We start from the raw sequence: 14,214 nt of genomic DNA on the forward strand, positions 1-14,214 counted from the left end.
ATTGAATGTTGTAACTAAATGACAAATAAACAAGACCTGATTAATACGTTTAATGAATTGGAATCACAAATAAACCAATTTAGCCTTTTGCTATTGGAGCAATCAAAGCAAGTACCATTTACAGCCCATGTATTTCAATTACCTTCGGTAATCAAAGGTGAAGAAAATAATGAGATAGAACAAATCGTAGTGGAAACGGTGGTGAGCCATGATGCAGTAAAAGAAACAATAAAATTAATTAACTTGTTATTTTTACAGAATAAATCTGAAGAAATTAGCAATAAAGCCGCTATCCGCTTACCTGGGGCAATATGTATACAAACCAATTTACAGGCGTATCGTGACTTTAATTCATTAATATCAAAGATCAATGAGTTAAAGATGCATATAAAAGCAATAGTCACTCAAGTTAACGAGCCACATCGATTCGAATTTATACGTAGCAGTTTACATGGACTGCTAACACTAAATACTTACCGCACCCTCACCTCATTGGTTGATATCGATACGATTAATTTTGGTTGGGCGAATAAAAAAGTCATCAATAAAGTGACCAAAGAAACAGTACTAGACCGTTTACAAGCAAGTTTAGAAAGTGGTCGCTCCCCTCTTCATTTACCTAAAGAACACTGGCTTTTACAATTGGAAAATGAAATTCGGTTAATTGATTCCCTACCCCATAATGCGGTTTTGAAAACTCAACGTCCTGTCAAAGTTCAGCCAATAGCTCGAGTGTGGGATAAAGAACAACAGAAACAAACGCAGTTTGCCTGTGCAACCCCTTTGTTTGTTTTTGCGCTCGAAAAAACAGTGGCCGAAATTAAAGTCGGTGAACTCCCCGATTACCATGCAAATAACATTGCTATTCGTAATCGCCCTAAAGCAAAAGCAGTTGAATTATTAATACCACGTTTAAATTTGTATATTGAGCGCTAAAAAAACACCCATCTGTAAAACAGTATGGGTGTTATATACTCGCTAGTTTAATTGGCTAGCTTAAGATTTCATGCTGCCCACCATATCTTCTGGACGAACCCAATCATTGAATTGTTCTTCAGTTAAATAGTTGAGTTTCAATGCAGACTCTTTCAAAGTCAGCCCTTCTTTGTGCGCTTTTTTAGCGATTTCTGCCGCTTTATCGTACCCAATGTGAGTATTTAAAGCTGTTACTAGCATTAATGATTCATGAAGTAATTTTTCAATACGCTCACGGTTTGGTTCAATGCCAATCGCACAGTGCTCATTAAAGCTACGCATACCATCCGCTAACAAACGAACGGATTGTAAGAAGTTATCAATTAGCATTGGGCGGAATACATTCAGCTCAAAATTACCGGATGCACCACCAATATTAACAGCAACGTCATTTCCCATCACTTGTGCGCATAACATGGTTAATGCTTCACACTGCGTCGGGTTAACTTTACCGGGCATGATTGAGCTGCCTGGCTCATTTTCTGGAATTGAAATTTCACCAATGCCGCAACGTGGGCCAGATGCTAACCACCTAACATCGTTCGCGATTTTCATTAAAGAGGCAGCCAAACCTTTTAAAGCACCGTGTGCGTGCACAAGGCTATCGCACGTTGCCAATGCTTCAAATTTATTAGGCGCTGTAACAAATGGCTGGCCAGTTAATTCTGCGATTTTTTTCGCAACACGCACTGCATATTCTGGATGCGTATTTAAACCAGTTCCTACTGCTGTACCACCTAACGCTAATTCGCACACATGCGGAACAGCGTTTTCAATGTGTTTTTCATTATGCGCCAACATTGCAGCCCAACCTGAAATTTCTTGACCTAATGTCAGTGGGGTTGCATCTTGTAAGTGAGTACGACCGATTTTTACGATATCTTTAAATTCTTTCGCTTTTGCATCTAATGTTTGATGCAAAACTTTCAGTTCTGGGAGAAGATGTTCGCGGATTGCGACAACCGCAGCAACGTGCATTGCCGTTGGGAAAACATCATTTGAACTTTGACTTTTATTCACATCATCATTAGGGTGAATAAGACGATCATTGCCACGTTGGCCACCGAGAATTTCGCTACCACGGTTAGCTAAAACCTCGTTCATGTTCATGTTACTTTGCGTACCAGAACCTGTTTGCCAAATGGCTAGTGGAAATTCCGTTGGATGTTTGCCAGCTAAGACTTCGTCAGCAGCAGCAATGATTGCATCACCGCGCTCTTTGGCTAATAATCCAAGATCCATATTGACACTAGCAGCGGCTTTTTTTGTGATAGCGAGTGCGTGAATCAACGCAACAGGCATTTTTTCTACAGATATACGGAAATGTTCTAAAGAACGCTGCGTTTGCGCGCCCCACAATTGGTCAGCAGGTACTTCAATTGGTCCCATTGAGTCTTTTTCAATGCGAGTGGCTGCCATTACTATCTCCTTAGGTACATACACAGAATAATTGATTTTAGAATCATCTGCTTGCAGGTAAGCAAATAACCGAGCAGTATAATGCCACAAATTGAATTTCATTTATGAGACTTGGTCGAGCTTATTGTACTGTAGTGAAAAGGAAATCAGTTGATTTTTATGAAAAAGAGAATTTTGCTATGCTTAAAATGATAAACAAAGTCCAAAACTATGACTGGGGCAGTAAAACAGCCCTGACTAAGCTATATGGGATTTCAAACCCTGATAACTTACCTATGGCTGAACTTTGGATGGGAGCTCATCCAAAAGCAAGCTCTGAAGTTCTCGATGAGGAAAAAAATCAAAGCATTCCACTTAATGTCTTAATCGAAAGTGCTCCTGAAACCTATTTAGGCCAGCATGTCGCACAAACTTATCACCGCTTACCTTATTTATTTAAGGTGTTATGTGCAGCTCAACCGTTATCTGTTCAGGTACACCCAAATAAAACTTATGCTGAAGTTGGGTTTGCCAAAGAAAACTCAGCCGGGATCCCATTAGACTCCCCAATACGCAACTATAAAGACGATAACCATAAACCTGAATTAATCTTTGCATTAACGCCTTTTAAAGCCATGAATGCGTTTCGCCCACTCGACGAAATTGCACAATTGCTGGATTTTGTTTCAGCAGCACATCCGGATATTCAGCTATTTGTTCAGGACCCAACTGAAGAAAAATTATCACGTTTATTTGCACAAATTCTTAATCTGACAGGTGAACAAAAAGATTTAGCGCTTGGTGTATTGAAAGCCGCGTTAAATAGCCGACAAGGTGAACCATGGAACTCGATAAAACAAATGGTTAGCCTGTACCCTGAAGATAATGGGCTATTTACCCCACTTCTTCTTAATATCGTTGAATTAGAGCCTGGTGACGCGATGTTCTTATATGCAAGAACACCGCATGCCTATCTTGAAGGTGTTGGGTTAGAGGTGATGGCAAATTCCGATAATGTGCTGCGTGCCGGGTTAACAAACAAGCACATAGATATTCCAGAACTGATTGCTAATATTGACTTTAAGCCTACGTTTGCAAAGGATTTATTAAGCATTCCCGAAAAATCTGGAAATATCTGGAAATATAATATTCCAGTAGAAGATTTTGCATTTAATATATATTCTATAGACCACTCGGAAGTTGCGCTATCTAACAATAGTGCCTCAATTTTGTTCTGTATTGAAGGCCAGTTAGTTTTGCATTCAGGTAATGATGAAATATGCATTAATTCAGGTGAATCTGTTTTTTTACCGGCTTATGAGAAAAGCATAACCATTAATGGCAGTGGTAAACTAGCCCGAGTATTTAACAAATAGAGTCATATTCTGTATTTAACCGTCTTCATTCAATGAATGGCGGTTATTTAAAACTTTTATAAATTTATAAGTACGGCAATAACGTACTGAAAGGATGGATGTTTATAATGAAAAAGTCATTAGTCGCGGTTGGTGTTATTGTTGCTCTGGGTGCAGTGTGGACCGGAGCTTCATGGTATACAGGTTCTAAAGTAAAAGATGAACTTGATAGAGTAATCCTCAAAACCAACGATTTTTTTGCTGTAAATGTGCCTGAGTCAGGTTTGAATTTTAAAGTAGAAAATTATGAAAAAGGTGTTTTTTCATCTAAAGCGGATATCGTAATCACCTCTGCTGATTCTGCATCACCAGACGACTCTATCGTATTTAAAACGAATATTGATCATGGTCCATTCCCATTATCACAAGTCGCTAAGTTTAATTTATTACCAAAATTAGCAGCGACGCAAATTGAATTAGCTAACAACGCAACAACAAAAGAATTGTTTGAAGCGACACAAGGTAAACCATTTATTCATGGTTCTGCGGTCATTGGCTATAGCAAAAGTATTGATACCAATTTAGAGCTGATCCCTGTCGAGTATAAGAAAGATGACGTTTCATTATCTTTCAGTGGTTCTAAGTTTGATGTATCAACGACTTCCGACCTTGCTGCTGTAGATGCAACTTTAGTCACTGATAATTTAGTTATCGGTAAGAAAGATAACTCTGAATCTATGACACTAAAAGGCTTAAAATTAGTCTCTAATGTGACAAAATCACAATATGGCTTCTACACCGGAACCCAGTCATTTGTTATTGCGGATACAGATTTCAACATTCCTGAAACCAAATTCTCTTTTAAAGATTTCAAAATTTCAAGTGACACCTCTATTACTGGCGAAGATGTGAAAGGGAATATTTCTTATAGCATCTCTGACTTAAAAGCATTAGAGCAAAACTTAGGTTCAGGCGAACTGACGGTTGCTATTGAAAAATTAGATGCAAAAGCATTAGGTAAATTCGTTGAGCAATATAATGAAGCTTTAGCACAAGGTTTAGCTAATGGCGACCCAACTGAAGCAACAGAGCGTTTAGCTATGGAAATGATGTCTACGACATTGCCAGAGCTAATGAAGAGCAAGCCGGTATTCACGGTTAGCCCTTTCTACTGGAAAAATGAAGCTGGCCAAAGCTCAATTGACCTAAACATCACATTCAATAAATGGAACCAAGACGAAATTACTGCGTTAGCAATGTCTAACAAAGTTGATGAAGCTATCAAGCAGCTCATTACTTCTTTTGATTTCAATTTAAAACTGAATAAACCAATGGTGATCGAATCAATGACTCAAGCAATGATTTTAGATCAAGGTGTTCCAGTTGATGCTAACACGAAAAAAGAAATGAAAGGCATGGTCACTTCTGAGTTTGAAGGTGTTCAGCAAATGCTGACTTCAGATATGTTCTCTTCTCCGTTTGAAGAAATGTTTATGACGGATGAAGAACGTGCTGAAAAAGCTAAACAGAAAAAATCACCTTGGATGATTGATAGCGAAAATGATTTAACTATGACTATCAAATTTGCAGGTAATGACCTGACATTCAATAATGACAAATATACCTTAGCTGAGTTCCTCACTAAGATGAAAGTGATGTCTAATCCAGAAGATGCATTAGAATATGAAGCAGTACCTGCTCCAGATGCAGAACCAGCACCAGGAATGGAAGTTGAGCCTGAATTAGCACCACAAGATGCAGCGCCAGCTAACTAATCTAATTGATATAATTTAATCACAAAAGCCAGTTAATATTAGCTGGCTTTTTTATTTGCATCGCAAAATAAATGTGATTGAAATCACATTTAAAATGTAATTATTGATCACGTTTCACATTTTTCGTGATTTACAATTGCCTTTAGCGAAATAAAAGCCAAAATGAGGATAGAAAATAGATAAAGGATCATTCCGTGATTAAAACACATTTACCTTTAACCGATTTACACCGCCATCTTGATGGCAACATCCGTCCAGAAACAATTCTCTCCTTAGCAGAGCAACACCATATTCAATTACCTGCTTCAGAGCTTGAAGCATTACGCCCTCATGTCCAAATTATAGGACAAGAAGCTGACTTAGTCGGTTTCTTAGCAAAACTTGATTGGGGGGTCGCTGTTTTAGCAAACTTAGATGCCTGTCGCCGCGTGGCATTTGAAAATGTTGAAGATGCCTTTAATGCAGGTATTGATTACGCAGAGCTGCGCTTTTCCCCTTATTATATGGCGATGAAACACCAATTGCCTGTTGAAGGTGTCGTTGAAGCCATTGTTGATGGTGTACGTGCAGGGTGCCAACAATTTGATATTAAAATTAATTTAATTGGTATTTTAAGCCGTACTTTTGGCCAACAAACCTGTACAACTGAGCTGCAAGGATTATTAGCGCATCGGGATCATTTATGCGCATTAGATTTAGCGGGAGATGAGCTCGGATTCCCTGGAGAGCTCTTTGAGTCACATTTTATTAAAGCTAGAGATACAGGGTTAAATATTACTGTTCACGCAGGTGAAGCGGCTGATGCAGACAGTATTTGGCATGCTATTAAGGTATTAGGCGCACAACGAATTGGTCATGGCGTTAAAGCAATAGAAGACCCTGCTCTAATTGAGTATTTAGTAAAACATCAAATTGGCATGGAAAGCTGTTTAACGTCGAATATTCAAACAAGTACAGTTCCATCCTTAGCTCAACACCCGTTAAAAGACTTTTTACAACAAGGTGTTCTGGCTTCAATTAATACAGATGACCCTGCAGTTCAAGGGATTGAGTTACGCCATGAGTATGAAGTAGCTGCCCCACAAGCTGGTTTAACGGCAGCAGAAATAGAACAAGCACAACGAAATGGTCTGAGTATGGCATTTTTATCGGATAGTGAGAAAAATGCGCTGTCAAAAAAAGTCGCCAATCGCTAATTTATTTAGTTAAGATTTAGAGGGGGATCTGCCCCTCTATCTCAATATCCTTAAAATTCCCCTTCCGAAAAATCTTTGGCCTGCATGCTGCTATATGAGATTGTTAATATCTGCCCTATTTTTTTAGTTAGCCGCTCTCTTACTATTTAAAAATCGTTTTACGCAAGCCTATATATTCATATTTTATATATTAATAAAAAACATCTTATATATTCATTTAGGAAAATCAGCATGACTATTATTAACTCAAGTACTTCAACACAACATATAGCTAGCCCAAATTTAAAACAGCAGCTCATATCGCAAAAAAATAGTTTAGTGAGCAATATTAATAAAATTAAGACTACAATAGAAACGAATAAAGCGGAAATGACAGAATTAAAAGAATTTATCAAACATAATATGTCATTCTTAAAAGAGTTGAAGAGTATCTCTGACCAACATGGAAAAGATAGCCAAGTCCGCCTCAAAAATGGGCATTTTAAATTAGGCCAAGGAAGTAATGTACTAAAAAATATTTTTTCCAGTGGCCGCTACCAAACTGAACGCACTGCCGCGGCAACCTTATTAAATGTAACAGCAAAAAGTGTTACTGTCGCCGATTCAACTAACTTGCTCACGAAGTTGAAAGCAAAAGATGAATCAACCTTATCATCACTGACCGATAACAATAAAAATGCTCAACAACAAATTGCTAGTCTCAGTAAAGAGCTTGCCCCAATAGAAACTCAATTAAACACGATTAAAACACAAGAAGCTGATAATGAGAAAGCAGCTGAACAGCTAAAAAATAAGCGTCAGCAATTTTCTTCTATCTACCAAAGTAATGAAGGTTGTAAAGCAATCAACAATGAGGCCCGCTATATTTTTGGTAATGGCAAACAAGGTGGCTCTTTAAGTGGTAGTAAAGTCATTGCTGAATATGAGCGAGTACATGGCTCAGATATTTTTTCAAAAGGAAATAGCCACATTAAATTTGAATTAAAATGTAACAGTGATAATTTAAATGAGTTAGTGAAAACCGCTGCTAAAAATTGGTATTCACCGTCAAGTACAACAGCAACCACCCATCGTGGGCAAGGTATGACTAGTGATGGCTTAAATACTTTAATTAATAATTTTAATGCCGACAAAAAAAGCGATAATAAGACGGTTTATCAGTTAGGGCAATTTTTTTCAACGTCGAGTAGAAATGATATTGCTAAGTCTTTTGCCAACCAGAGCCAAGATGATGTTAAAGTTATGTTTTTAGTGAAAGGCAATAGTGGCAACGGGATCACTCCGCAAGCTGGGCTAAGCTTTAATAATAATGAAAGTGAAGTACTCTACTCACCGCTGGCAAACTTTAGTGTCAACAATATTGTAAAAAACTCCAAAGAAAATATATATAAAATTGAGTTAACAGAAGTTAAATCTCAAAAAGACGCACAACTATTACCTTACTAGTTCGAGAGTTTGTTTTTGAGCCTATAACAATTATTTTTCTTTTTATAGGCTTTTTTGAACTTTAGCGTAAAATAATTAACCCTACCGCGCTTTCTGAATATATTAAGCCTGTCTAAAAACAATGCGTTACTTAAAATAACATCATCGATTATTAGCATCCACCGCATAAGCAGCGGCTCTATTGTTAATTACATAATTATTTGTATGTTGTAACTAAAATGCGTGTATGCTTAGGAGATCGGTTATAAATCTAATTGAGGGGTAATGGCCTATTTTGTCAGAACAAAACCCCATGATTGCCCTATTGTCAGTCCTTAGTTGATAGCCTTTTCGCATAACGCTGAGCAAGTACAGCGCTGACCATCAGTTGTATTTGGTGGAAGATCATCAATGGCAATAAAATAACCCCCACTGTCGCAGCAGGAAATAACACGTTCGCCATTGGTACTCCATTCGCTAAACTCTTTTTCGAGCCACAGAAAACGATGGTAATTTCGTCTTCTTTGCTAAAACCTAACAACCGTGCAGCTAACGTATTAAATACAATGACAATAAATAAAATAACGCAAGTAACAACCACTATCATTAAGAGTGAAAATGCATCTATTTTCTGCCAAATCCCCTCTACAACGGCTTCACTAAATGCCACATAAACCACTAACAATATTGAAGACCGGTCAGTCATATTCACTAACTTACGATTACGGTTAATCCAATTGGCAATCAATGGTCGAGATAAATGCCCCACAACAAACGGGAGCATCAATTGCATTAAGATAGACCCTATCGCATTGAGCGTATCCATAGCTTGGCTACCATCAGCATCCATCAATAAGCCAACTAAGATTGGCGAAAGAAAAACCCCAAGAATACTCGACGCCGATGCACTACAAATAGCTGCGGCAATATTCCCACCGGCCACTGATGTGAACGCAATTGCTGATTGTACGGTTGCAGGTAAAGCACATAGGTATAAAAAGCCCATATACACAGTCGGTGACATCCATTTAGGTACAATCACCGCGAGTCCTAATCCTACAATAGGAAATACAATAAATGTACTCGCAAAAACCAGGAGATGTAGACGCCAGTGCCCTATCCCCGCCATGATTGATTCACGAGATAACTTAGCTCCATGCATAAAGAACAACAATGCAATTGCAGCTGTAGTTAAATATTGAAACCCCGTTTTTATGTCACCTTCACAAGGAAAAAGACTGGCTAGAATGACAACACCAATCATGATAAGTAAAAATGGGTCTATTCTCAGTTTAGCTAGCAAATTCATTCGATTATCCATAATAAAAGCCAGTTATGTTAACTGGCCTTATAGTGAGCGTTGATGACGTTAAAATATTTCTTCGATAGTTCGTTTTTCTTTTGCCGAACGTATACCTGCTTCAATAAGTTTCATAATATCTATCGCTTCGCTCGGGGTGACAGGATTTGGTTTACCATGGCGAATTGCATCATATATCCCTTGATAATAACCACCATAATTACCACGTTGGTTTGGCCAAGATTGTGTTATCAGCTCATCATCTTGTGACAGCGTCACATTACCCATGTTGGTATCAATTCCCCAATCAGCCCCTTCTGGACGTTGGCCGCTCTTTAAGCAGTCTTCTTGGGTGTCTAAACCATATTTAACATAACTACCATTCATGCCATGAATAACATATATCGGCATTGGTGCAGCGGCTAATGTTGTTGCATGTAATACCACCTTTTTATCGGCATATTGCAAAACGGCATGGAAGTAATCCACTGCCTGTGCATTTGGGCGGATCATGGCAAGATCAACATTGATCCCTAACGGCCTGCCAAAATATTGTAAGACTTGGTCTAATAAATGCGGACCTAGGTCATACCAAATACCGGCTCCGGGAATATCTGCTTCACGCCAGCGTTGCCTAACTAAAGGGCGATAACGATCAAAATGTGATTCATAGTATTTAATATCCCCGAGCTTACCTTCTTCTAAGATTTTTTTAACGGTTAAAAAACCGGAGTCCCAACGGCGGTTATGATAAACCGACAGTAATTTTCCAGCTTGCTCCGCTTGTTGTTTCAATTGTTCAGCTTGTGAGACATCTAATGTAAATGGTTTATCAACAACAACGTGTTTTCCCGCTGCTAATGCCGCTTGTGCGAGAGGAAAATGAGTATCATTAGGCGTAGGAATAACGACGAGTTCGATATCTTTATCAGCAAAAATAGCTTCCGGAGAGGCGGCAACATGAACATTTGGCCAATCAGCCTTAACCTTACTCGGGTCACTGCTAGAAATCGTTGTTAAATCATACCCTTCTAAAATGCCAAGGAAGGGAGCATGAAATGTTTTGCTAGCATAGCCATATCCGACGATCGCAACTTTAATTGGTTTAGACATTTAGACCTCATACAACGATAAACACAGGTGGAGATAAAAAGTACCATCAGAAGGAATGAAATGGCAAATAAATCTATGATAGGATTGTAAATTGTCCAGCGACTTCGCCAAAATGGGTTTTATTGATTATGACTTCAGTTTATGACGCCAACCGCATCACTGGCTGGTTATTAGTTCCAGCAATCTATTTGTTATTAACCTTTTTAGCTGTTTGCAGTATGACTGTCATGTATTGCATTAAGTTTTATGAGATTGTCACGACTGTTGACCATTGGACAAGCTTTATTCCTGCCGCATGGTATCTGTCATTCGCGATTACTATTGGGATGACTATTTTCAGTATCCATGTGTTGCAGCTAATGTTTTCTCGTTCAAAACATTTTCCCCGCCGCTTTATTATTTGGTTAATGATTTTATTATTATTAGGTATAAAAACCTTCGCATTTTCACCTATTGATGATGAAACTGCTTTGCAAGTCTTAGCGTGGCCTTTAATTGGTGCAGGTTTCTTTGTCCCTTATTTAAAACGGTCCCAACGTGTAAAAATGACTTTCACACAAGATCGATAAGCATCACATAAATTGCTTGATATCATAATGATAGTTTAACTGGCTTCGGTCAGTTTTTGTTCTTTTTTCATTTCAGGCAATAGCATGACTGATTATCTATTACTCTTTGTTGGAACAGTACTGGTTAACAACTTCGTTCTCGTTAAATTCCTAGGCTTATGCCCTTTTATGGGCGTCTCAAAAAAACTCGAACCCGCCATTGGAATGGGCTTAGCAACGACGTTTGTTATGACATTAGCGTCAATCAGTTCTTGGTTGATTGACACTCTCATCCTCATTCCTCTCGACCTCATCTATTTGCGAACGCTAAGTTTTATTTTAGCGATTGCTGTCGTTGTACAGTTTACTGAAATGGTGGTGAGGAAAACGAGTCCAACGCTTTACCGTTTACTTGGTATTTTTCTGCCTTTAATTACCACCAACTGCGCGGTTCTTGGTGTTGCCTTATTAAATATTAATATGTCTCATACTTTTATGCAGTCTGCCGTGTATGGTTTTGGCGCTGCTGTGGGTTTTTCATTAGTGATGGTGTTATTTGCCGCTATTCGCGAACGTTTAGCTGTTGCCAATGTTCCTGCTCCTTTTAAGGGCTCGTCAATTGGGTTAATAACTGCTGGCTTGATGTCTCTCGCGTTTATGGGCTTTAGTGGTTTGGTGAAATTCTAATGATGTCTGTATGGATTGCTATCGGTATATTAGCCGTTTTTGGCCTTATTTTTGGGCTGATTTTAGGGTATGCCTCATTACGATTCAAAGTTGAGGCTGATCCTATTGTTGAACAAGTTGAAGCGATATTACCTCAGAGTCAGTGCGGTCAATGTAGTTACCCTGGCTGCCGTCCTTACGCTGAAGCGGTTGCAAATAATGGGGAAATGATCAACAAATGCGCCCCTGGTGGTGAGCAAGTCATGCTAAAAATCGCTGAGTTGCTTAATGTTGACCCCCAACCAATCGATGGTGGTGAAGCCGCGCAAAATCCAGTTCGTAAAGTTGCTATTATCGATGAAGAAAACTGCATCGGTTGTACTAAATGCATTCAAGCCTGCCCTGTTGATGCTATTGTGGGTGCAACCCGCGCCATGCATACCGTTATTGAAGATTTGTGCACAGGATGTGACCTGTGTGTAGCCCCTTGCCCTACCGATTGTATTGAGCTTGTTCCCGTGAAAACCACCACAGCCAATTGGAAATGGGATTTAAACACCATCCCAGTCAAAAATATCAATGTTGAACCCAATGAACCATTTGTAACTAAAGCAAGGGGTGAAACTCATGCTTAAGCTCTTTAATTGGTTGAAAAAAGATAATATTTGGGATTTCAAAGGCGGGATCCATCCGCCTGAAATGAAGCTACAATCAAGCCAAACACCAATGCGTATTGCATCAATACCTGATGAACTGGTTATCCCATTACAACAACATTTAGGCCCTGAAGGTGAACTGATTGTTCAAGTCGGTGACTTCGTTTTAAAAGGCCAGCCTTTAACTAAAGGCCTTGGACGTACTGTGCCTGTTCATGCTTCAACTTCAGGGGTTATCACTGCGATTGAACCCATGGTGACAGCGCATCCTTCTGGCTTAAAAGAGTTGTGTGTACGTATTGCATCCGATGGCCAAGATACATGGTGTACTTTATACCCAGAGCCTAACTACGTTCAATTAACCCGCGCTGAATTACTACAGAAAATTGAACAAGCGGGTATTGCGGGTCTCGGCGGTGCTGGTTTCCCAACCGCATCAAAATTGGCAGGTGGTCAAGATGCAATTAAAACATTAATTATTAATGCGGCTGAATGCGAACCTTATATCACAGCCGATGATAGATTAATGCAAGAACATGCACAGGAAGTTATTGAAGGCTGCCGTGTTTTACAGCATTTATTGAACCCAGACCAGGTACTAATTGGTATTGAAGACAATAAACCCGAAGCTATTCGTGCACTTAAAGATGCAATCACCTCGCAAGACAAACAAATATTCATTCGAGTTATACCAACCAAGTACCCATCAGGTGGTGCTAAACAGCTGACAAAAATTTTAACGGGAAAAGAAGTACCATCCGGTGCGCGTTCTTCTCAAATTGGCGTGTTAATGCAAAACGTCGGTACTGTGGTTGCTATCAAACGCGCGGTTATCGATGGCCAGCCATTAATCGAACGAGTAGTCACTGTCACAGGTGAAGCAATCAGCAAACCGGGTAATTTTTGGGCTCGTTTAGGGACTCCAGTTAAACATCTATTACAGCAATCAGGTTTTAACCCTGAACCAGAACAAATGGTGATTATGGGAGGGCCTTTAATGGGCTTTACCCTACCCGACTTAAATGTTCCTGTCGTGAAAATTTGTAACTGTTTACTGGTTCCTACAATGGAAGAAATGGGGCCTAAAGCACTAGAAGAAGCGTGTATTCGTTGTGGGTTGTGTGTTGAGGCCTGCCCTGCTGCGTTACTACCTCAGCAACTTTACTGGTTCAGTAAAGGAGATGAACACGAAAAAGCGCAAAAACATAATTTATTTGACTGCATAGAGTGTGGTGCATGTGCTTATGTGTGCCCGAGTAATATTCCGTTAGTGCAATATTATCGTCAAGAAAAAGCAGAAATTCGTGAAATTGCTCAAGAAGAGCGCCGTGCTGCTGAAGCAAAATTGCGTTTTGAAGCAAAACAGTTGCGTATGGAACGTGATAAACAAGCACGAGAAGAACGCCATAAAAAAGCTGCTGTGCAAGTCGATAGTGCAGATAAAGATGCCGTTAATGCGGCTTTAGCACGAGTCAAAACCAAACAAACGCTGACAGCGGAACCCATTAAGATTGTTTCCGGTGAACTCCCAGACAATAGTGCAGTAATCGCCGCTCGCGAAGCTCGTAAAGCCCAAGCTCGCGCTAAACAAGCTGAAAAGCTGGCTAATGCACAAACAGAAACTGTTGATATAACAGCAACGGATGATCCCCGTAAAGATGCCGTCGCTGCAGCTATTGCGCGTGCCAAAGCTAAAAAAGCCGCTCAAGAGCAACCTGCCACGCCGCCAGTCGCTGATGCGGTAGCGAATACCGAAGTTGATCCACGTAAAGCGGCTGTCGCTGCAGCTATTGCGCGTGCCAAAGCT

At 39.5% G+C, this 14,214-nt stretch carries 12 protein-coding genes; 9 read left to right on the forward strand and 3 right to left on the reverse strand.

Going from position 1 to position 14,214, the window contains the following annotated elements; all coding sequences use genetic code 11:
* Positions 1-18: 18 nt before the first annotated feature.
* The gene (gene tus, locus PR683_RS04390) at positions 19-936 is read left to right on the forward strand and encodes a DNA replication terminus site-binding protein (RefSeq protein WP_272571201.1); all 918 of its coding nucleotides are present in this window, start codon (positions 19-21) and stop codon (positions 934-936) included.
* Between the two features lie 60 nt (positions 937-996).
* Here tus and fumC read toward each other — a convergent pair whose 3' ends face one another.
* Entirely contained in the window at positions 997-2,394 is a 1,398-nt protein-coding gene (gene fumC, locus PR683_RS04395) for a class II fumarate hydratase (protein ID WP_004910966.1), read from the reverse strand.
* A 179-nt stretch (positions 2,395-2,573) separates the two neighbouring features.
* On the opposite strand from fumC, the gene manA reads away from it, so the two are divergent.
* From manA to PR683_RS04415, 4 genes are all read left to right on the forward strand, one after another.
* The gene (gene manA / locus PR683_RS04400) at positions 2,574-3,749 is read left to right on the forward strand and encodes a mannose-6-phosphate isomerase (protein WP_109912254.1); all 1,176 of its coding nucleotides are present in this window, start codon (positions 2,574-2,576) and stop codon (positions 3,747-3,749) included.
* 107 nt (positions 3,750-3,856) lie between these two features.
* Positions 3,857-5,503, forward strand: coding sequence for a YdgA family protein (locus tag PR683_RS04405; RefSeq protein ID WP_226537849.1), 1,647 nt, complete (start codon positions 3,857-3,859; stop codon positions 5,501-5,503).
* 194 nt (positions 5,504-5,697) lie between these two features.
* Complete coding sequence (add, locus tag PR683_RS04410) at positions 5,698-6,699, forward strand: adenosine deaminase (protein ID WP_272571200.1); 1,002 nt, start codon at positions 5,698-5,700, stop codon at positions 6,697-6,699.
* Between the two features lie 231 nt (positions 6,700-6,930).
* On the forward strand, positions 6,931-8,145 hold the full coding sequence (locus PR683_RS04415) for an ADP-ribosyltransferase domain-containing protein (protein WP_004910973.1): 1,215 nt from the start codon (positions 6,931-6,933) through the stop codon (positions 8,143-8,145).
* 307 nt (positions 8,146-8,452) lie between these two features.
* On the opposite strand, the gene PR683_RS04420 is transcribed toward PR683_RS04415, so the two are convergent.
* Together PR683_RS04420 and PR683_RS04425 are read right to left on the reverse strand one after the other, a co-directional pair.
* Complete coding sequence (locus tag PR683_RS04420) at positions 8,453-9,433, reverse strand: bile acid:sodium symporter family protein (protein WP_109912257.1); 981 nt, start codon at positions 9,431-9,433, stop codon at positions 8,453-8,455.
* Between the two features lie 60 nt (positions 9,434-9,493).
* Complete coding sequence (locus tag PR683_RS04425) at positions 9,494-10,537, reverse strand: oxidoreductase (RefSeq protein ID WP_272571199.1); 1,044 nt, start codon at positions 10,535-10,537, stop codon at positions 9,494-9,496.
* A 128-nt stretch (positions 10,538-10,665) separates the two neighbouring features.
* Between PR683_RS04425 and PR683_RS04430 the strand changes: the two genes are divergently transcribed.
* The 4 genes from PR683_RS04430 to rsxC form a co-directional block, all read left to right on the forward strand.
* The gene (locus PR683_RS04430; RefSeq protein WP_004910980.1) at positions 10,666-11,106 is read left to right on the forward strand and encodes a DUF2569 domain-containing protein; all 441 of its coding nucleotides are present in this window, start codon (positions 10,666-10,668) and stop codon (positions 11,104-11,106) included.
* Positions 11,107-11,190: 84 nt separating this feature from the next.
* Entirely contained in the window at positions 11,191-11,772 is a 582-nt protein-coding gene (gene rsxA / locus PR683_RS04435) for an electron transport complex subunit RsxA (protein ID WP_004910983.1), read from the forward strand.
* A complete protein-coding gene (gene rsxB, locus PR683_RS04440; protein ID WP_109912259.1) occupies positions 11,772-12,386 on the forward strand; it encodes an electron transport complex subunit RsxB in 615 nt (204 codons plus the stop codon). The genes rsxA and rsxB overlap by 1 nt, the downstream gene beginning before the upstream one ends.
* A partial coding sequence (gene rsxC / locus PR683_RS04445) for an electron transport complex subunit RsxC (RefSeq protein ID WP_272581694.1) occupies positions 12,379-14,214 on the forward strand: 1,836 nt, incomplete at its 3' end. The genes rsxB and rsxC, both read left to right, overlap by 8 nt.

This window comes from Providencia sp. PROV269 (assembly GCF_028477785.1).
Classification (GTDB): Bacteria; Pseudomonadota; Gammaproteobacteria; order Enterobacterales; family Enterobacteriaceae; genus Providencia; species Providencia rettgeri.